The 19,138-nt window shown below is 70.5% G+C and carries 16 protein-coding genes; 3 read left to right on the top strand and 13 right to left on the bottom strand.

Annotated elements, in window-relative coordinates; all coding sequences use genetic code 11:
- Positions 1-6 precede the first annotated feature (6 nt).
- Both ASG69_RS06135 and ASG69_RS06130 read right to left on the bottom strand, forming a co-directional pair.
- Positions 7-969, bottom strand: a complete 963-nt coding sequence (locus tag ASG69_RS06135) for a fumarylacetoacetate hydrolase family protein (protein WP_156380442.1) — start codon at positions 967-969, stop codon at positions 7-9.
- Positions 966-2,195, bottom strand: coding sequence for a polysaccharide biosynthesis protein (locus tag ASG69_RS06130; RefSeq protein WP_056441250.1), 1,230 nt, complete (start codon positions 2,193-2,195; stop codon positions 966-968). The genes ASG69_RS06135 and ASG69_RS06130 overlap by 4 nt, the downstream gene beginning before the upstream one ends.
- A gap of 6 nt (positions 2,196-2,201) precedes the next feature.
- Between ASG69_RS06130 and ASG69_RS06125 the strand changes: the two genes are divergently transcribed.
- Positions 2,202-3,923 carry a hypothetical protein gene (locus tag ASG69_RS06125; RefSeq protein WP_056441248.1) on the top strand — a complete coding sequence of 574 codons (1,722 nt, stop codon included), beginning with the start codon at positions 2,202-2,204 and terminating at the stop codon, positions 3,921-3,923.
- Between the two features lie 36 nt (positions 3,924-3,959).
- Here the strand turns inward: ASG69_RS06125 and ASG69_RS06120 are convergent, their stop codons facing one another.
- Positions 3,960-5,171 carry a glycosyltransferase family 4 protein gene (locus ASG69_RS06120; protein WP_056441246.1) on the bottom strand — a complete coding sequence of 404 codons (1,212 nt, stop codon included), beginning with the start codon at positions 5,169-5,171 and terminating at the stop codon, positions 3,960-3,962.
- Between the two features lie 100 nt (positions 5,172-5,271).
- On the opposite strand from ASG69_RS06120, the gene ASG69_RS06115 reads away from it, so the two are divergent.
- Positions 5,272-6,063, top strand: a complete 792-nt coding sequence (locus ASG69_RS06115) for a class I SAM-dependent methyltransferase (RefSeq protein ID WP_056441243.1) — start codon at positions 5,272-5,274, stop codon at positions 6,061-6,063.
- On the opposite strand, the gene ASG69_RS06110 is transcribed toward ASG69_RS06115, so the two are convergent.
- The 6 genes from ASG69_RS06110 to ASG69_RS06085 form a co-directional block, all read right to left on the bottom strand.
- On the bottom strand, positions 6,042-6,887 hold the full coding sequence (locus ASG69_RS06110; RefSeq protein ID WP_082544283.1) for a C1 family peptidase: 846 nt from the start codon (positions 6,885-6,887) through the stop codon (positions 6,042-6,044). The genes ASG69_RS06115 and ASG69_RS06110 overlap by 22 nt on opposite strands.
- A gap of 10 nt (positions 6,888-6,897) precedes the next feature.
- Entirely contained in the window at positions 6,898-8,385 is a 1,488-nt protein-coding gene (locus tag ASG69_RS06105; protein WP_056441240.1) for a DUF6345 domain-containing protein, read from the bottom strand.
- Between the two features lie 87 nt (positions 8,386-8,472).
- On the bottom strand, positions 8,473-10,920 hold the full coding sequence (locus ASG69_RS06100; protein WP_056441237.1) for a CHAT domain-containing protein: 2,448 nt from the start codon (positions 10,918-10,920) through the stop codon (positions 8,473-8,475).
- A gap of 10 nt (positions 10,921-10,930) precedes the next feature.
- Complete coding sequence (locus ASG69_RS06095; protein ID WP_056441233.1) at positions 10,931-12,469, bottom strand: S8 family peptidase; 1,539 nt, start codon at positions 12,467-12,469, stop codon at positions 10,931-10,933.
- Between the two features lie 13 nt (positions 12,470-12,482).
- The gene (locus tag ASG69_RS06090) at positions 12,483-12,968 is read right to left on the bottom strand and encodes a hypothetical protein (protein WP_056441230.1); all 486 of its coding nucleotides are present in this window, start codon (positions 12,966-12,968) and stop codon (positions 12,483-12,485) included.
- On the bottom strand, positions 12,961-13,617 hold the full coding sequence (locus tag ASG69_RS06085; RefSeq protein ID WP_156380441.1) for an RNA polymerase sigma factor: 657 nt from the start codon (positions 13,615-13,617) through the stop codon (positions 12,961-12,963). The genes ASG69_RS06090 and ASG69_RS06085 overlap by 8 nt, the downstream gene beginning before the upstream one ends.
- A gap of 86 nt (positions 13,618-13,703) precedes the next feature.
- Between ASG69_RS06085 and ASG69_RS06080 the strand changes: the two genes are divergently transcribed.
- Complete coding sequence (locus ASG69_RS06080; protein WP_056441224.1) at positions 13,704-14,624, top strand: ROK family protein; 921 nt, start codon at positions 13,704-13,706, stop codon at positions 14,622-14,624.
- Between the two features lie 42 nt (positions 14,625-14,666).
- Here ASG69_RS06080 and ASG69_RS06075 read toward each other — a convergent pair whose 3' ends face one another.
- From ASG69_RS06075 to ASG69_RS06060, 4 genes are all read right to left on the bottom strand, one after another.
- On the bottom strand, positions 14,667-16,496 hold the full coding sequence (locus tag ASG69_RS06075; RefSeq protein WP_056442205.1) for a phosphoenolpyruvate carboxykinase (GTP): 1,830 nt from the start codon (positions 16,494-16,496) through the stop codon (positions 14,667-14,669).
- 278 nt (positions 16,497-16,774) lie between these two features.
- Positions 16,775-17,092, bottom strand: coding sequence for a DUF6802 family protein (locus ASG69_RS06070; RefSeq protein WP_056441223.1), 318 nt, complete (start codon positions 17,090-17,092; stop codon positions 16,775-16,777).
- 1 nt (position 17,093) lies between these two features.
- Complete coding sequence (locus ASG69_RS06065; protein ID WP_056441219.1) at positions 17,094-18,473, bottom strand: hypothetical protein; 1,380 nt, start codon at positions 18,471-18,473, stop codon at positions 17,094-17,096.
- Entirely contained in the window at positions 18,470-19,057 is a 588-nt protein-coding gene (locus ASG69_RS06060) for a hypothetical protein (RefSeq protein WP_027506177.1), read from the bottom strand. Before ASG69_RS06060 ends, ASG69_RS06065 begins: the two co-directional genes overlap by 4 nt.
- Positions 19,058-19,138 lie beyond the last annotated feature (81 nt).

Below are 19,138 nucleotides of genomic sequence, written 5' to 3'. Positions count from 1 at the left end.
ACCCAGCTAGGCAGGCTCCGCCACCGTGTTGGTCACCGACCCGATGCGCTCGACGTCGAGGCGCACCACGTCGCCCGGCCGCACCCAGCGGTCGAGTTCCATCCCGCACCCCGACGGCAAGGTCCCCGAGGTCAGCAGCTCGCCGGGGCCGATGCTCTCGGACCTGCTGGCGTAGGCGAGTCCGTCCACCAGCGACCACCGGCCGCCTCGTGTCGACGTCTCCGACCACACCTCGCCGTTGACGGTGACGGTGCCGCGCAGATCGGTCAGGTGCGGCAGGACCTCGTCCGCGGTGACCACCTCGGCACTCATGGAACTCCCGAACGTCTTGGTCTTCACGACGGGTCCGAAGGGGCCGTTGCGCTGCTCGTCCCACTGCACGTCGCGCGCGCTGAAGTCGTTGAACACCACGAAGCCGCCGATCGCCGCTTCCGCTTCGGCCGTCGAGGCGCTGACGACGGGCCGGACCACCAGGGCGCCGAACTCGAGTTCGAAGTCCAACAGCTCGGTGTACGCGGGCCACGACATGGGGTCGCCGTCGCCGACGACGGAGAGGTGATTGCCCGTGTAGTAGATCGGGTGCTCGACTGCCGCGGCTCCCGGCCGTAGAGGCGGGAACGGCTTCCGCGCGATCGCCTGGAACGCCTTCGCCAGTGGCACGACGGCGGGCAGGTTGCGCCGCACCATCTGCTCGGCCGCCTGGTGCCAGTGCTGGTCCCACCCCGCGAAGCAGCGAAGCGATCGCGGCTCGAACGGCAGGGAGGCGAAGGACGTCGACGCAGTGGCGGTCCCGGCGGTGACGGCCCGGTCCACGAGATCGCGCGCCACGTCGCGAGCACGCTCACCGGCACCGAGGAACTCGACGATTCCGCTCGGAAGTTCCTCTCCACCAGCAGCTCTCAGATCGACCCACGTTCCCGTGGTCTCGTGCAGCACGTCGATCCCCGTCATGCCCCTACGCAGCCTCACGGACCCACCCCCCGGATTCGGTCATCCACCGATCCAAGCACACGGACACGCCCGAGCGCGCTGGTCGAAACCACAACAGATGCCACCGCAGCACATGCCGCGGCCACGACGACGAGCTCGGTCGCGCTGTCGACGATCGTGAGCACCAGGACGGCCTCGACCAGCAGCACGGTCCACGCCGCCAGCGCCGAGCGCGTGTCGCCGCGGGCCACGGCCGCCAGGAGACCGCACTGCACCACGGCCAACAGCGCGCCCTGCGCGGCGAACAGCCACAGCAGGTACTGCACCGGCGCGTAGTCCGCGCCCATCACCAGCGGAACGATCGGCCCGACGATCGCGGCACCCACCACCACGACGGATCCGACGCCGAGCAGCACCAGCAGGGCGGTGCGGACCGCCGACGCCGACCGACGCGGATCCGCCATCCTCGGGTACAGCACCACGCCGACCGACTGCGGGAGCCAGAAGGCGGCCTTCGCGGCGACGGCGCCGAGCGCGTAGACACCCGCGGCCTCCGGGTCGAGGACGCGTCGGGCGAGCAGGAGGTCGACCGAGGACAACGCGACGATCACGAGTTGGACCTGCGATGCGGCCAGCACGTCACGCCAGGTCCCGGCCGCGGCGTGCCGGTCGTGCTCGTCCGTCTGCTCGGCGCGGTCGACGACGATGCGCGCGGCCAGCGCCATGACCGCGGTCCCCACCGCACCGGCGACCAGGGCTGGTCCCACACCTCCGCCCAGCACCAGGGCGGTCACGGCGGGCGCCACCTTCGCCAGGCCGCTCGCCGCGAGCACACCGCCGAGGGCACCGAAGCGCGAGTCTCCCTGCAACAGGCCCTGTTCCGTGGCCAGCAGCACGAGGAACGGCGCCGTCACGACGGCCGCCCCCGTGGTCACGACGTCGGTGTGGAGCAGAGCCGCCACGACGGGAGTCGCGACGACGGCGAGACCGGCGACGACCACGGCGTACAGGTGTCCGAGCCTGCGGGAGGCAGCCACCGAACGACCGCGCACCCGGTCACGCGCCACGACGGTCTGCAACGCCAGCGCCGGCACCGCGAGTACCAGCTGGGCGGCGAGCAGCGACGCGAAGACCCCGTAGCCCTGCGGCCCGAGCACACGCCCGGCCGGGAGGTGCAGCAGATACGAGGCGATGTTCGCCGCCATCGACCCCGCCGTCACGATGCTCACCCCGGCCACCACGGTGGAGGTGCGCGCAGGGATCATGCCCTCATGATCGCAGGGTCGAGCAGGACAGCCGGGGCGTGGTCCCTCGCCTTGTCCGTCGTGCTCACCGGTGTCGTCCTCGGCCCGCTCCTGCGTGTGCTGCTTCCGGGTGGCGGCCACCTACTGCTGCGTGACGCGGTGTCGACGCCCCGGTCGTATCTCACCGACTCGGCCCTGGGCCTGTCCGACTCGGCGGCGCGTGCGGTTCCCCAGGACACCGTCGTCGCGGTCGCCACCACGGTCGTCGACGGCGGTGTACTGGTCGTCGGACTGCTCTCTCTCGCTCTGATCGCCGCCGGGTGGGGCGCCGCGCAGATGACGGCGCGGGTGCTCGGCGGCGCCTCGACCGGCCCGCGTCTGGTGGCAGCCACGGTGGCCGTGTGGAACCCCTATGTCGCCGAACGTCTGCTGCAGGGGCACTGGAGCCTGCTCGTCGGCTACGCGGCTCTCCCCTGGACGGTCGTCGCGACCATGACGCTCCGCGACCGCGGTGACCTGCGGTCCGCTGCGCCCCTCGTGCTGTGTCTCGGCATCGCCGGGCTGACCCCGACAGGCGTGCTGCTCTGCGCCGTTCTCGCCGTGGTGGTCCTGGCCGCACCGGGAGGGGCACGCCGCGTACGGCGGCTCGTCGTCGTGGCTGTCACCACGGTGATCGTGTCGCTGCCCTGGCTGGTGGCCACCGCCGTGTCCGGGGCCGGTTCCGGCGCCGATCCGGCGGGTGTCGCGGCCTTCGCGGCGCGGGCCGAGCCCGGACTCGGGACGATCGGAGCGCTCGCCGGTCTGGGCGGCATCTGGAACGCCGACGCGGTTCCCGGCAGCCGAACCAGCCTGTTCGCCGTCGTCGGCACCGCCGTGCTGCTCGGCCTGGCCGCCGCCGGACTCCCTCGTCTGCGCCGGACCGCATCGCCCGTGGTCGCGGCGCTCCTGCTCACCGGCGCCGTGTCCGTGGTGCTCGTCGCCCTCGCCGCCACCCCGATCGGGCTCGACGTCGGCCGATGGGCCGCCGAGTCGGTACCCGGTGCCGGGCTGTTCCGGGACGGTCAGAAATGGGTCGCCCTGTGGATGCCGGCACTCGCCCTGAGTGCAGGCGCCGCGGTCGATCGACCCGGTCGCAGCGGGACGCGTCCCCGGCTCGCAGCCGTGTCCGCCGTCGCCGCGCTGCTCGTCGTCCTGCCCGATCTGGCATGGGGGGTGCAGGGCGCGCTGCGTCCGGTCGACTACCCCGCCGGGTGGTCCTCGGTGATCGACGGTGTCGGACCGTCCGACGCTCTCGTGGCCGTCCTGCCGACAGGTACCTTCCGCCGGTTCGACTGGTCGGGCGAGGCACCGGTCCTCGATCCCGCTCCGAGGCTGCTGGACGCCGACGTGCTCGGCACCGGAGATCTCCCGGTGGGCGGGACGGTCGTCCGGGGAGAGAACACCGTCGCGGGGCGAGTCGAAGGCCTGCTCCTGGCCGGTGCCCCGGCGAGCGACCTCGCCGCACTCGGAGTCGGGTGGATCCTGGTCGAGAGGTCGGCAGGCGAGAGCGGGAACTCCGCACGCACCCTGGCGGGCCTGGAACCCGTGTACGCGGACGCCCATCTCACGCTGTACTCACTCGCTGATCCGGCACCTCGTCCACGCTCGGATCGCCTGCCGGCGATCGTCGCTCATCTGCTGTGGGCGGCCGCCGTCCTGATCGCGGCGTTCGTCACCGTCACGAGAGCGCGTCGCACCCGGACTCGCTGATTCCGGACCGACCGCCCTCCGGCCTTCCGCGACCACCTACCGACCGGCCTCCGGCCTTCCCGCGACCAGCCCGGACACCGCTCGGCCGTGTACCCGCTCGCGCAGCACCGACTCCACCGCTCGCGCGCACCACGTCCACGAGAACTCTCGGGTCCGCAGCCGCGCCTTCTCCCCGAGCTGCCGACGGAGATCGCCGTCGTCCAACAGGGTCCGCACCGCGTCGGTCAGTTCGTCGACGTCGGAGTCGCGGCTGAGCCACTCGTCGCCCACCAGGACGCCGGTGACGCCGTCCACCACGGAATCGGTCAGCCCCCGAGAATGCCGGTAGCCGACGGTGGGGACACCGTGCTGAGCTGCCTCGACGACGGCGAGTCCCCATCCCTCCTTCCGGGACGGGAGCACGTGGATCCACGACTGGGACAGGATCTGGTGCTTACGGGTCTCGGACACGTGACCGTGGAAGGTCACGGCGTCGGCCACGCCACGCACACGGGCGTGGTCGCGCAGGTTGTCGTCCCACCACCCACCGCCGATGACGTCGAGGCGCAGGGCGGGCGTCGCATCGCGCAGCGCGGCGACGACGTCGATCGCGTCCTCGATCTGCTTGTGCGGGACGAGACGGGACAGGACGGCCAGCGTCGGGGCGTCCGCACGCGTGTCCGGATCGCCCACCGTGACGGAACCGGGAATGTCGTCGACACCGTTGCGGACGACGGCCACCCTCTCGCGGTCCACGCCGAGGGCGATCAACTCGTCCGCCGAGGGAAGCGACACCGTCAGGTACTGCGAGCGTCGATGGACCCGCGGCGACAGCCTGGACTCGATCCACCATCCCAGCCGCGCCATGACCGCACCGGCCACCGGCCATTGTTCGCGGTGACAATGGTGGACCAGCACGGTGACGGGAGCCGCCGTCACGAGTCGTGCGAAGAACGGGATGCCGTTCTGCGTGTCGATCACCGCGTCGGGCTTCAGTCCCGCCAGGGGACCGAATCCGAGCCGCCCGGCGAGGAGCGCTCCGAGTGCTCGCGGGTAGACCGTCAGGCGTCCGCCGCCGCGGCTGATGCGTACACCGTCGATCGTGTCCGACGCTGGTGCGCCGGGGTAGCCGGCCGTGCGCAGGGTGACCTTGATGCCCTGCGACGCCAGCCCTGCGCCCACGTGCTCGAGGTAGCGCTCGCTACCTCCACCCTGTGGATGACCGCTGTCACGCCAACAGAGCAGCAGCACCTCACGTAACTCGGTCATCTGCTGTCACCCCCGTGACGGTTCTCGGTTCTTCGACGTCGTCAAGTATGCCGTCGTCCCGCCGCACGATCACATCGGAGAGGCTCTACAGTCTCCACTCGTGCCCTCGTCTCCCGTCACCGCCGGACTCGCTCGACGGGCCACCCTTCGACGGTCACTCTCGCTCGTGTCGGACTTCCGGTTCGAGCAGTCCGATCCCGCACGCTTCTACGGGGCGCTGGCTCGCGACACAGCGATGCTGATCGACGACCTGTGGACCGGGGCGACCGGAACGACTCTCGACGGACTGACGGTGCTCGACGTCGGCGGCGGACCCGGCTACTTCGCCGACGCCTTCGCGGACTCGGGTGCCCACTACGTCTCCGTGGAACCGGACGCCTCGGAGATGCACGCCGCGGGGCTCGACGCCCGCGGGTCCGTCCGAGGATCCGGTACCGCGCTGCCCGTCCGCTCGGACAGCGTCGACATCTGCCTCTCCTCCAACGTCGCGGAGCATGTCCGCCACCCGTGGATCATGGCCGAGGAGATGCTGCGCGTGACGCGGCCCGGCGGACTGGTGGTGTTGTCCTACACGATGTGGTGGGGCCCGTTCGGCGGGCACGAGACCGGACCGTGGCACGTGTTCGGCGGCGAGCGCGCCGCTCGCCGCTACGCGCGCGTGCACGGCGCCGAACCGAAGAACCGTTTCGGAGAGTCGCTGTTCCCGATCCGCGCCTCGCACGGATTGCGCTGGGCTGCAGACACGACCGAGGGAACGCTGCTGGCAGCGTTCCCTCGGTACCACCCCCGCTGGGCGTGGTGGTGTGTCCGCGTCCCCGGTTTCCGTGAACTCGCGGTCAGCAATCTCGTCCTGGTGATGCGCGCCGGAGGTCAGGAGACGACGGCGCCGTAACTCTCCGGATAGAACGCGGCCGAGAGGTACTCCTCGGTGACATACGCGAAACCTGCGTCACCCCAACCCGTTCCCCAGCTGTTGCGCACGATGAACCGGCCGTCCTCGCGATACCCGACGATGCACACGGCGTGTCCGCCGCGCACTGTCGCAGGGTCGAACGTGCCGACCAGACCGTCCGACCCGACCGACGTGAACGCATCGTCGACCGAGAATCCGGCGAGAATCGGTCCGCCCCGTGCCAGCCACAGTCGCCACTGCACCCGGTCCGCCGCGAGATCGACGTAGCTGATGCGGCGCTGGGCGATCCCCGCGTAGAAGGCGTTCTCGTTGCCGAGGAACATCGTCGTGTCGATGTCGAAGGGCAGGTCCGACTCCAGCGCGAACCCGAACGTGCGGCTCACGTCCATCGCAGCCTTGAGCGACGTTCCCGAACCCTCGACGAATCCCGTCGGTCGCGAGACGAACTCGTCCGACTCCTTCGACCCCATCCAGGTGAATCGCGGTGAGAGTCGGCAGTCCTGCGTGATGCGGCCGGCGTCGACCATCGTGCGGCGCCCGACTCCGTCCGCCGCGGCCCAGCCGACACACGATCCGGTCCGCCCCTGGTCCCCGACCGTCCACCAGTCGGCGCGCAGATCGACACTCGACGGTGGCACCGGCGCCTCCAAGGGTCCGCGGCCGTCGACATCCGCCACCGACCAGTTCCTCTCGGTCCCCACCGACGGATTCAGGTTGAAGATTCTCTCGTCCGGACCGACGTGATCACGCGACCGCGAGCGTCGCACCGCCGACGGTGTACGGGACGTCGTTGTTGTGGTCATGGTGATCCTCCTAGCGATCGAGCGGGACGGAGACCCGCACTTTCTTCTCGAGCTCGTGGCCGGCGGACACGAGATACCCTTCGTGCGCCCCGCGCACGGCGATGTTTCCGTCGTCGATCAGCCCCACCTCGCGACTGCCGGGAATCGGTTCCGCGTCCGACGGGATGTCGGGGTGCTCCGACGCCGCTGCACCGAGAAGTGCGCCGACCGTGGGGACGACACCGCCTCCGCCCGCAACGGGCACCGCGAGACGCGGCGTCGTCCGGACGGACCGGACCGGACGGACGGCGACGTCTGCCGACAGCGCACGTCCGGCTGCGTCGAGATGCACTCGGACATAACCCGACTCGGGTGTGATGACCCGAGATCCCTCGACGATCTGGCGGTACTCGACCGAGTACCCGGCAACGTGGGGAGCGACATTCTCGGATCCGTCCCCGCGGGCACCCGCCGCGCGCTGGGTGCGAACCAGATGGGGCTCGGTGTCCACCCCGGGAAGGTCGAGCGCCGACATCACACTCTGCGCGGAGACCGTGACATCCGCCGCCGAGAGTTCGCTCGATGCGCGACGGTCGGCATCACGTTCGTGCGCCAACGCGACCCGTGCGAGGTTCCCGTGCACGGTGGTCGCCCCGATCTCGCCGAGTGCACCGGTGAGCGACACCATGTCGTCCCACTGCACCGACATCGCCTCGGCCGGAGACTCGTTCGCCCCCACAGTCGGGGCCCCGACACTGCGTACCGCATCGTAGTACGTCCACCACCACCAGTTCGAGGACGCCGGCGCGGTCATGATGGTGCGCTCGGCGAACACCCTGTCCTTCGCCTCGCCCTCCGTGGCCCCCATACCGCACGCGGACGGCGCCTGATCGCGACCACCGTCCCACCCCGAGTTGAGCCACGCCGCCGAGAACGACTGTCCGGTGTTCCAGTGGTCCCAGAACCTGCGGCCGTACACGTCGACGTCCCAGCTCACCGTCTCCCACCCGAACAGCATGCGCATGCCGGCCGCGTGCGCCGCCCACGTGCGCCATGGGCTGTGTCCGCCGTGCACACGCAGCGACAGGCACGTCGACCAGAAGGCGTAGCGCAGACGCTCGTTGCCCCAGGTGATCTCGTCGGACCTGATCCAGTCCTTGCCGCCCCACGCCGCCCCCAGTGGTGCGTAGAAGACACCCGCACCGTCCATGGTGCCGTGACCCGAGTGGTAGAAGACCGACACGGCATCACTGCCGTACACACCCTGCCAGTCGTCGTACGGCTCCGCGTACTGCCAGAACTGCACCCCGGAGTCGCGAAAGCGAAAGTTGCCGGGAGAGAACCGGTTCAGATACGCGGCGAACCCGTCCGCGTCTCCGTGCGTCCTCGACAGCCCGCCCACACCCGGCATGAAGGTCTGGATGCTGGACGCGCCGTGGACACCCGTCGCTCTGGCGGCCTCGAAAGGCGATGCGGTGCGGTCGGATCCGGTGGTTCCGGGTGGTGTGATCGTGGTCATGATACGGCTCCCCGTCGGTTGGAAGAGTCGGCGCTTGTCGCCTCACTCACATAACCGAAGGAGCGCGGACCGCGTGCGGAGATACACCTACCATCCGTTTCCGTAACACAGAATCGGAACTCCGTTGCCGTGCAATCCGTCGGCGAACTCCGGGACGAGGGCATCTGCGGGCGTCACGCCCGCGGCGATACGCCGATGGATCCGGGGCAGCACGTCCGCGGCGCGCGCGTCGTCGATGTTGGCGGGTGCCGCAACGACGCACCGCGCACCTGCGTGCAGCCACGCACGCGCCATCCCCAACGTGTCGTATTCGCCTACCGCACGGCCCATCTCGCACGCCGACACCACCACGAGGGAGGGCACCTGCGGAAGTTGGCACACGTCGTGCCCGAACCACGGGCCGTCGGCGAGGCGCATCGACGAGAAGAGCGGGTGCTCGCGGGAGAGGCCGCCGTGGGCCGTCACGTGAAGCGTGGCCGACTCCGCCGCGAGTGCCGACGCCCGCTCCGTCGTCGCCTCCGCGCCGACCACGCACGTACCCGACCACGCGTCCGCGACCGATGCCGCCTCACGCTCACCGTGGTCGGTTCCAGGCCCCGAGATCACCGCCGCCGGGCCCGACCATCTTTGTGTCCCTGCACTTCCCATCCACCACCCGACCGACACCGCCGACGACAACGACCGCCCGGCGAACGACGGCAACATCGCCCACGGAACACCACCGAGCACACCGGGCACGGTCAGCAGTACGCGTCGTCGACCCAATTCGTCGAGCGGTTCGACGAGCATCGCATCGAGCCGGGCCAGGCGGCGTCGGAGCGAGGTCGCCACGCCCGCGGCGAGCGACGCCCCGAGGTCGGCCGCAGCGAGATCCAGGTCGGCCGGCAACCCGGCGACGACCGCGTCCAGATCGGCCCAGGGGCCGAGATCGTGCAGTCTCGGACCACTCTCGGTGACCGTCAACGCGACGACGCGGTCCCGCAGCCACAGGTACGTCACCAGGTCGGCTCCGGCACTCTGCAGCGCGGACCGGGCGTCGTCGAGCCCGGGACGGTCGACCGGCCCCGGACGTGATCCCGTCCATCCCAGATCGCGCACCCACCGGTGCAGCTCCGTGACACGCGCGTGGTCGGACGAGTCGCGCAGCGACCGCAGTTCCGCCAACGCCACGCTCACGCGAGGATCACGCGGCGCGCCGACCGGGTTCCACGCCGCCGCCGCACCGCGAGCCCGCTCCGACCATGCCAACACCTCGTGCGGGTCTCCGGTCTCCCACGCGGAGGTCATGCCCTGCACCAACACTTCCCGTACCCGGTGCTGCGTCGCCACCTGCAGTCCGAGGCTGCCGAAATGCGTCTGCCAGTCGATGAAGTCGTCCATGACGGCGGCGACCCGGCGCAACGCGGACCGCGGGTCACCGCGGCGACGCGCGACCTCGGCGCGGTATTGCGCATCGAGCAGCCGAGTGGGTACCGGCGCATCGGGACGAACATCGATGCGCTGCGCGTAGTCCTCGGACGCATCGGGCCCGTCGGTGTCGAGCAGTCGCAACGCCACCCGCACTCTCAGGTCCGCCGCCTCGGACGTCAGGTGCTCACCGTCCAGACGTGACGCGAGGGACTCCGCCGCGGCCACGGACGCCGGCTCCGTCCCCGCGACCAGCCGTACGCGCATGCCGATCGCGTCGGCACGCACGGCGGAGACCTCGCTTCCATGGTCGCGGAAATGTCGAGCGGCATCGTCCGCCAGGCGGGCGGCTCGCCCCGGATCGTCGACGGCGACGAGCCGCGCGAGAGCGAGTTCCGCCTCCGCCCGCGTGTGCCATTCCGACGTCGACTCCAACAGCGCCAGAACCTCGGTGAGAGTGTCGACAGCGTCCCCGACCATCCCCGCTGCCTCGAGCACCTCCGCGCGGTCGAGATCGCACACCGCACGATGCGCGGCCGACAGGTGACGCAGCGTCAGGCGGGCCGTGGTCATCCGATCCAGCGCGCCCGCGAGATCGCCGGCGAGCAGATCGACGTACCCGCGGTTGTGTGTCACCTTCGCCAGTTCCACATCATCGCCCACCTCGGCGAACGCGTCGGCGGCCCGGTCGAGGTCGGTGGCAGCCGCGACCAGTTCCCGACGGCGCAGCAACACGTACGCCCGGTTGATGAGTGTGCGACCGCGCGCTGCGGGCAGGTCACCGAGATCGCCGACAGCGCCGGCGAACAGTGTCAATGCGAGGTCGTCGTTCCCCGCCCGCACCTCGATCGCCGCGAGCCGCGCCAGCACCACGGCCCGACCGCCCGGACCGAGGTCGGTCCGGCCGGCGTCGTGATCCCCCAGTTCGCGGCGACACCGCTCCCGCGCACCGGCCAACTCGCCCGTCTCGACCATGACCCAGGTGGCGGCGGCAATGAAGTCCGCACGCACGACCCCGTCCGGGTGCAGGCTCTCCGCGCGCACCAGCAGTCGCCGGGCGTCGTCGTGACGCCCGGCGCTGATGAGCGCGAGTGCGGTGTCGCACAACGCGCGTGCGGATTCCGTCACGATGCGGGCATCACCGGCTTCCCCTCACGCGCGCAGCCGCTTTCGCGCGAAGTGCAGCATGTTCCTCGGAGATACGACCCAGCACGACCGCCACCGCGTCGGCCGCGGACACGGCTCCGCCTGTCAGCGCGGCGGCGATGCGGCCGGCCACGATCGGCGCAGCGAACGACGTTCCACTCCACACCCCGAAACCGCCGAGGAAGTCGTCCGGGTCGATGGTCTCGCGTGCGGCACCCGAGGTCGATGCGGACCGTGCGAGTGGGCTCGACCCGGCGTCGAAGTCAGGCATCGTGCTCATCACTGCCGCTCCTGTCATCGACGTCGTGACCCAGGCTCCCGCGTTGCTGAACATCGCAGGCGTTCCGTTGGGATTGTCGGCCGCGACGGCGACGAGCGGCGCGGCCCCCGCGACGACGGGGTCCACCGCGAACGCCGCGGGGTAACACGGACGGCTCGTCGCGTCGTTACCAGCGGATGCGACGACCGTGACGCCGAGAACCCGCAGATCGGTGAGGACGTCGCGCAGCAATGACGGGAACATCGGGTCCTCGACGTCCTCGTGGTAGTACCCGAGCGAGAGGTTCAGGACGTCGACGCGGTGCGCACCGTCCGCCTCGATCCAGTCCGCCAGACCGGACAGCGCTGCGATCAGATCGAACTCGTGGACGATGCCGTCCTTCTCCAGTACGCGAACGGCGAGGATGTCCGCGTCGGGCGCCTCCTGGTGTACCAGACCGGCGATGAACGTGCCGTGCCCCACGAGCGGATCCATCGCCCCGTCGAGTGGACCGAGCACGTCCGGGTGGACCTCCGGGTCCGTCGCCGGGTCGTGCACCCCGATCACAGGATTCTGGTCCACCCCGCGCTCGACGAACGTCAGCCAGTCGTGGGCACCGCACCCGGTGTCGAGTATCGCCACGCGCGGTCGGGTGCTCGTCATCCTGTCGTCGGGCGTACGCGCCGGGGGACTGCCCACGAACGCCACGGGCTGTCGGCCACCCGCGCCGGGGTAGGCGTACGACCCGGCGGAAGATCCCCCGGACATGAAGGGGGACATGAACGGACTCATGAATGGGCTCATGAACGGCGACATGAAAGGGGACATGAACGGGCTCATGAAGGGTCCGGCCGCCAGGACGTGTTCGAGGGTCACCGTGACGTCCGGATCACGGTCCGCACCACGGAACGCACGGAGCACCGCGACGGCGTCGACGTCGGGGGTCGGGGACGACGGGGTCGCTGTGAGCAGCACCCGCTGCATCGACCGTTCCACTCCCTCGTCGTCGCGGGTGCGATCGCGGACCCGCACCACCCGGTTCACACCGCGATCCGCGTCGATCTCCCACCCGAATCGCTCCGCCGCCGAACGCAGGTCGGTGAGCGGATCGTCCTGGTGCGATGCCGACCGGTCCACCAGGAGAGCCGTCCGAAGGTACACCGTCGGCTGCTGGCGACCGCGGTCACCGGGCACTCCGACAGCGATGTCCGGTACTCGCGACCACCGCTCGTTCTCTGAAGGTCGCGGCTCGTTCTCGAAGGACGATGTCATGGGGGTTCCTCTCTCAGAGCGGCATGTCGGGAGTCTGGAAACGGCGGGCGCCGTCGGGCGCGAGAAAGCGGAGTCGCCAGTGGTCGCCTCGGATGCCGCTGAACTCGAAACGACCCTCCGCGTCGATCACGCCGACACGTTCGGCGTCGTCGATCACGAGGACGACACGGCCCGGTGGATACTCGGCGTCGCCCGGATCGCCGGCACGGGTGAGCCATCCGTCGAGGCGTCCGCTCGACGGCGACTCTGGAGCGAGGCGCACCACGACCGAGACCGAACCGAGGTCGAACTCGAACGTCGACACCTCCGACGACGACCGGATGCCCGTCAGGTCGCCGCCGACGAGTCTGAGCAGTTCCCAGTCCTCCTCGAGACCGGCGCCGGCGAGCACGGCGATCAGATCGTCCGCGAGTCCCGCGGGCGGCGGGTCGCGATGAGACCACATCTCCTGCAGTGCCTCGAGCAGATCCCTGTCTCGTGCAGACCAGACGTCACCCACGGGTCCAGCCCTCCTTCTCGAGCGACGAGCGCAGCGCATCGAGGCACCGCCTTCTGATGGCGCCGATACTGCCGACGGCGAGTCCCAGATCGGTTGCGAGAGTGCGGTAGTCGGTGGTGTCGAGACAGGCGACGACGCGGAGCAATCGCTGACACCGCTCGGACTGCGCTCCCACCTGTCGCCACAGGACCTCGCGATGCGACGCCTCCACCGCCTCGGTCTCGGCGGTTCCGTCGGCGACCAGCTCGGGGACCTCGACGGGGTCGAGCGGTGTCACCCGGCGATCGCGCCCCACCACGCGCCACGACTCCCGCCGCGCGCTGACCACCAACCACTTGCCGACGGCATCGCTGTCGCGCACCCGGTGCGGATCTTTGACCAACGCGAGCCACACCGTCTGCATAACGTCGAAAGCCTGGTCCTCGTCGGTGCCGGCCGCGCGCACCACGTGCCACAGAGGCGGCGTCAGCACCCGCACGAGATCGTCGAAGCGGGCTCGATCGCCGTCGTCCCGCCATGCCCGGAAGTGGTCGGCGGCGGTCGCCCACACGGCATCACCGGCCGGGTCCCGACGGGCCCGACCGAAGTGAGTCCCGAGCGCGCGTGCGTCACTCGGGACGGCGCCTCTCGGCCCCGGACCCCCGTCCATGGCATGAATTGTGGTCACACTCCACAGGAGTACGCCAGCCCTGCGGTGATACAGAGCGACTCGGGCTTCCCGTTAGGGTGGCGTGAATGACGACGACCGAGAGAACATCGCTCGCACTCGACATCGGTGGCACCAAGTTCACCGCCGCGGTGGTGGGTGCCGACGGACGACCGCAAGACCCCGTCGTCGTTCCGACCCCCACCGAGAACGTCTGGGCGGCGTGCGAGGAGCTTCTCCTCTCGGTGGTGTCCGCGGCAGGGGTCGAGTTCCAGGACATCGAGGCCGTCGGTATCGCGTCGGCCGGGCCCGTGGACACCGTTGCCGGCACTGTGGCGCCGATCAACATCGCGGAGTGGTACGAGGGCTTCGGGCTCGTGGAGGCCGTCCGCGGCGTGGTTCCGAACGCCACCGTGACCCTGGCACTCGACGGTGCGTGCGCGGCCCTGGCCGAGCATCGTTTCGGGGCCGCCCGCCACGTGCAGAACGTGCTGGGCATGGTGGTGTCGACCGGCATCGGCGGCGGCCTGGTCCTGAGCGGCGAGATCGTTCGCGGCCACAGCGGCAACGCCGGGCACGTGGGACACATCGTCGTCCCCGGATCCATCGAACCCTGCACCTGCGGCGGGGTCGGCTGTGTCGAGACGGTCGCCAGCGGCCCGAACGCGGTCCGTTGGGCCCGCGAGAACGGCTGGGATGGTGCCACCGGCATCGACCTCGCCGAGTCGGCCCGCGCCGCCGACCCGGTGGCGGTCGCCGCCCTCCAGCGGGCCGGCGTGGCGCTGGGACAGGCGATCGCGTCCGCCGCGGCGCTGCTCGACATCGAGACGGCCGTCCTCGGCGGTGGCTTCAGCGCGGCCGGCCCGGCGCTGTGGAACCCCATCCGCGAGACCGTCGCGTTGCACGCCCGGCTCGGCTTCCTCGAGTCGTTCACGGTGGTCCCCGCTGCCCTCGGGGCCGTCGGGACTCTCACAGGAGCGGCCGCACTGGTCACCCCGAAACAGCACTGACGCCCGCCCCCGTGATCGGGAGCGGGCGTCAGTGGTGGTGGATCAGAAGTTCAGGCGCTGCTTGAGAGCGTCGAACTCGTCCTGGATGCCGGTGGGGAGCTTCTCGCCGACGAAGTCGAACCATTCCTCGATGAGCGGGATCTCCTTCTTCCACTCGTCGACGTTCACCGCGAGCGCCTCGGCCACATCGGCCGTGGCGACGTCGAGTCCGTCGATGTCGAGCGCGTCGGCCGTGGGCACCACACCGATGGGCGTGTCGACACCGGCGGCCTTGTGCTCGATGCGCTCGACGATCCACTTCAGCACGCGGGAGTTCTCACCGAATCCGGGCCACAGGAAGCGCTTGTCGTCGCCGCGGCGGAACCAGTTGACGTAGAACACCTTCGGGAGCTTGGACTCGTCGGCGTTCTTGCCGAGGTCGATCCAGTGCTGGAAGTAGTCGCCGACGTTGTATCCGAGGAACGGCAGCATCGCCATCGGGTCGCGGCGGATGGTGCCGACGGTTCCCTCGGCCGCTGCTGTCTGCTCGGAACCGACGGTGGCGCCCATGAACACGCCGTGCTGCCAGTCGCGAGCCTCGGTGACCAGAGGAACGGTGGTCTTGCGACGGCCACCGAAGAGGATCGCCGAGATCGGCACACCCTGCGGGTCGTCCCACTCGGGCGCCATGGACGGGCACTGGGACATCGGCACGCAGTAGCGCGAGTTGGGGTGCGCCGCATTGCTGTCCGAGTCCGGCGTCCAGTCCTTGCCGGTCCAGTCGATCAGGTGCTGGGGGTCGCCCTCGAGGCCCTCCCACCAGACGTCGCCGTCGTCGGTCTGCGCGACGTTGGTGAAGACGGCGTTGCCCTGATCGATGGTGCGCATCGCGTTGGGGTTCGAGTCCCAGTTGGTACCGGGCGCGACACCGAAGAAGCCGAACTCCGGGTTGACCGCGTACAGCCGGCCGTCCTTGCCGAAGCGCATCCACGCGATGTCGTCACCGATGGTCTCGGCGCGCCAGCCCGGAATGGTCGGCTGGATCATCGCGAGGTTGGTCTTGCCACAGGCGGACGGGAACGCCGCGGCGATGTAGTACGCCTTGTCCTCCGGCGAGATGAGCTTGAGGATCAGCATGTGCTCGGCCAGCCAGCCCTCGTCGTGGGCCATGGCCGACGCGATACGCAGCGAGTAGCACTTCTTGCCCAGCAGCGCGTTGCCGCCGTAGCCGGAGCCGTAGCTCCAGATCTCGCGGTCCTCGGGGAAGTGCGAGATGTACTTGGTGTCGTTGCACGGCCACGGGACGTCCTGCTGACCCTCGTCGAGCGGGGCTCCGAGCGAGTGCAGAGCCTTGACGAAGAAGCCGTCGTCCCCGAGCTTCTCGAGCACCTTCGCGCCCATGCGCGTCATGACGCGCATGGAGACGACGACGTACTCGGAGTCGGTGATCTCGACACCCAGCTTGGGGTCGTCGGCCTCGAGCGGGCCCATGCAGAACGGGATGACGTACATGGTGCGACCGCGCATGCATCCGCGGTAGAGATCGCGCATCGTGCCGCGCATCTCCTCCGGGTCCATCCAGTTGTTGGTGGGACCGGCGTCGATCTCCCGAGTGGAGCAGATGTAGGTCCGCGACTCGACGCGCGCCACGTCGGACGGGTCGGAGTTGCCCAGGAACGAGTTGGGCTTCTTCTCGGCGTTCAGCCGAGTGAACGTCCCCGCGTCGACCAATTGGTCGGTGAGGCGGTTCCACTCCTCGTCCGAACCGTCGGCGAAGACGATCCGGTCGGGCTGGGTCAGCTCGGCCACGTCACGTACCCAGGCCAGCAGGCCTGCATGCGTCGTGGGCGGCGTGCCGTCGGTTCCGTTGAGACCCGGAATGGTCGCGGTCATCTTGTCTCCTGGGGTGGTGCAGGAACGTGTGGCCGTCACCGCCTCGGTCCGTCGATCGGCGCCGAACCGAAGTGCGTGAGCGAACCATGGGTTCCCAGTGGGCGGGGTAGTCCCGTGACCTTCGATCGACAGATCGCAGGGCCCCGAGTGTCCTGGACCTAGAGGTTAACGCTGTGAAGAACGGCCAGGGCACTCGGGGCATGTCCGTTCCGTCACAAAACCGATTCAGTGACCTGGCCGTAAAGCGCACTATGTCAGGACATTTGGTGTCTATCGCGTCACAGCGACCCGCGCTCGGACGCACGCCAGACGGCGTCGGGACCGTCCGCGAGGTCGGTGGAGGACACCCACACGGTGTAGCCGCCGTCGGCCTCGAAGACCGTCGCACGGTCGACGTCGCCGTCACCGTCGAGATCGCTGAGAACCGTCATCTCCGTCGCACTCCGATGGAATGCCGACGCGTGGACGTCGGACAGACCTCCGTGCAACACCGCCGTGTCGGCGGTGCCGTCCCCGTCGAGATCGAGGGCGGGGTCGAACCCGTCGTCCGCGACACCCGGCCCGTCCGGGTCGAACGATCCCGACCACTCGGCCATCTCAGTCCCCCGTGTTCCTCGCTGTCGTTCCCACCTCGTGCTTGGACGCATCCAGCGAAGAGACGGTTCCCCGCCGCCCGAAAGTGAGGGCGACGCGGTCCAGCACGTCGAGATCCCGTTGATAAGCGGCCGCCCGCGAGGCAGCTCGGGACGTGATGTCTCGGATCTCGCCGTCGATCTCCGCGATCAGCGCGTTCCGCCGGGCGGAGGCGTCTCTGACCTGCGCCGACAGTCTCGCGGTCAGCCACGAGTCGGCGATCACGAGACGGGACGCGGTGTCCCGTTCCCAGCCGGAGGCGGCATCGGCCACCACGTCCGCAGCCCATCGGCGCAGGCGCGCGCGGCGCGTCGAGAGGAGCCTCGTCCGCACCACCGCGGCGGCCATCATCGCGGCGCAGAGCACGGTCACGAACCCGGCCGACGCGCCGCCGAGGGAGGCCGCCCACACCGCCACCCGCCCCACCCCGGCACCCGCCGAGGCACCGACGACACCCGCCACCACCTCGTCGACTCCCCACCCGGCCGACGGGGGCGGTTGGTGGGTCGTCGACGCGCGTTCGACCCGGGGTGCGGAGTCCACGGCGCCGACCGCGGTCAGCGCGGTGGTCACCTCGTCCGCGAGCCGACCCGTCGCCGCATCGATCTCCGCGGCGACCACGGACGGAAGGCGTCGGAGGTCGGCGAAGCTCGCGTCCCCGACGGCGGCGGCGACCCGCGCGCCCGTCTCCCGCCGATGCACGCCGACCCGGTGGGCGAGATCGAGGCGCAGCTCGGCCGTCGACCGCCGGAGGAGCAGTCCGTCGTCCGTCGCGATCGACGCGGCCCGGCGCCGGCGTTCCCGCGCGTCGGCGAGGTCCGCGCTGCCCGTGTCGCGTCGGGCCGCCGCTGTCAGTGCCGTGCGGGCCTCGGCCAGCGCACGGTCCACCGCCGTCCGCCCCGCCTCTGCCGGGTCCACCCGGTCCGCTGCCCGAGCGAGCGCGTCCACGATTGCATCGTCGTCGGGACCGCACACCACCACCGCGTCGGCGCGCGGGACCGACGCCGCCCATCGGGCGAGGACGCGCCGCGCGTCGTCCGGTCCGGCGGCGATCCGGAGCACCACCGGAAGATCGGCCGGGATCGACCGCGCCGCCCGGACGAGGGCACCGCCCGGCGGCAGGGCGGGATCCACCAGGACGAGCACGGCCGAGGCCGCGCAGACGGGACGGACGGACCATCCCGCGGAGGTCACCACCGCACCGACCGCCTCCTGGTCGAGACCCGGTGCCGCGAGAACGGCGACGGTGCGCGCCGGTGCGGGTCCTCGCCCCAGCCGACTCAGGGAGTCGGGACTCCACGTCCGCACCACTCGGGCCGCGTCGGCGGGCAGGTCGAGACTCACGCGCGTGCACCGCTCCGGACGTGAGCCACCTCGGGGGCGCGCAGAAACGTCTCGATCGACGACCTTCCGAGCGCACTCCGAGCGGCCACCGTCTCGACCGCGGCGAGCAGGGCGATGTCGCGGCACCTCGCCGCGCGCGACACCGCCGTCGCCCAGGCACGGGTGAGCGTGTCGACGTCGTCCACGCCGATCACGGGCATCCCGGCCGGCAGCACCGCGGCGACGGCGTCCGCGTCGATCGGGAGGTCGGTGCGCCCGAGGACCACGAGGGTGTCACCACCGGGCCGTGCCGCCACCACCTCGAGGTCCGCGGCGCTCACGGTCCGAGCGACGACGAGCGCGAGAACGTCGTGGTCCAGGACGGGAGGAGGAAGGTCGGGGGCGTCCACCCCGTGCACCTCGGCCGCCTCGGGAAGGACCAGCGCCGTGACGACGCGGGACTTGCCCGCACCGGGGCGTCCCGCGACGGCGAGACGCACCGGGGAACGCCATCGCTCGATCACCGCCCGCAGAGCGGCGTCGTCGACGCTGCGTTCCAGCTCGGTCACCGCGCGGTGCAGCGCGCTCGACTCGGTCCCCGGCATCCGTGATCCCCCGATTCTGCAGATGCGACGGGGCGATTCTCACACGCCGATCCCGGTGTCGGTAGGCCAGAGTCTCGACCT

This window comes from Rhodococcus sp. Leaf225, from assembly GCF_001426145.1.
In the GTDB taxonomy this organism is placed as follows: domain Bacteria; phylum Actinomycetota; class Actinomycetes; order Mycobacteriales; family Mycobacteriaceae; genus Rhodococcoides.
Note: the sequence above shows the minus strand (reverse complement) of the source record. Positions and strands in the feature narration are given on the sequence as shown.

Bases quoted from the DNA above. Each gene is read 5' to 3' on its own strand.
- ASG69_RS06120 (WP_056441246.1), bottom strand. From the start codon at position 5,171: ATGACCGAGTTACGTGAGGTGCTGCTGCTCTGTTGGCGTGACAGCGGT.
- ASG69_RS06060 (WP_027506177.1), bottom strand. From the start codon at position 19,057: ATGCCGGGGACCGAGTCGAGCGCGCTGCACCGCGCGGTGACCGAGCTG.
- ASG69_RS06080 (WP_056441224.1), top strand. From the start codon at position 13,704: ATGACGACGACCGAGAGAACATCGCTCGCACTCGACATCGGTGGCACC.
- ASG69_RS06070 (WP_056441223.1), bottom strand. From the start codon at position 17,092: ATGGCCGAGTGGTCGGGATCGTTCGACCCGGACGGGCCGGGTGTCGCG.
- ASG69_RS06075 (WP_056442205.1), bottom strand. From the start codon at position 16,496: ATGACCGCGACCATTCCGGGTCTCAACGGAACCGACGGCACGCCGCCC.
- ASG69_RS06110 (WP_082544283.1), bottom strand. From the start codon at position 6,887: ATGACCACAACAACGACGTCCCGTACACCGTCGGCGGTGCGACGCTCG.
- ASG69_RS06130 (WP_056441250.1), bottom strand. From the start codon at position 2,195: ATGATCCCTGCGCGCACCTCCACCGTGGTGGCCGGGGTGAGCATCGTG.
- ASG69_RS06085 (WP_156380441.1), bottom strand. From the start codon at position 13,617: ATGGACGGGGGTCCGGGGCCGAGAGGCGCCGTCCCGAGTGACGCACGC.
- ASG69_RS06105 (WP_056441240.1), bottom strand. From the start codon at position 8,385: ATGACCACGATCACACCACCCGGAACCACCGGATCCGACCGCACCGCA.
- ASG69_RS06125 (WP_056441248.1), top strand. From the start codon at position 2,202: ATGATCGCAGGGTCGAGCAGGACAGCCGGGGCGTGGTCCCTCGCCTTG.
- ASG69_RS06095 (WP_056441233.1), bottom strand. From the start codon at position 12,469: ATGACATCGTCCTTCGAGAACGAGCCGCGACCTTCAGAGAACGAGCGG.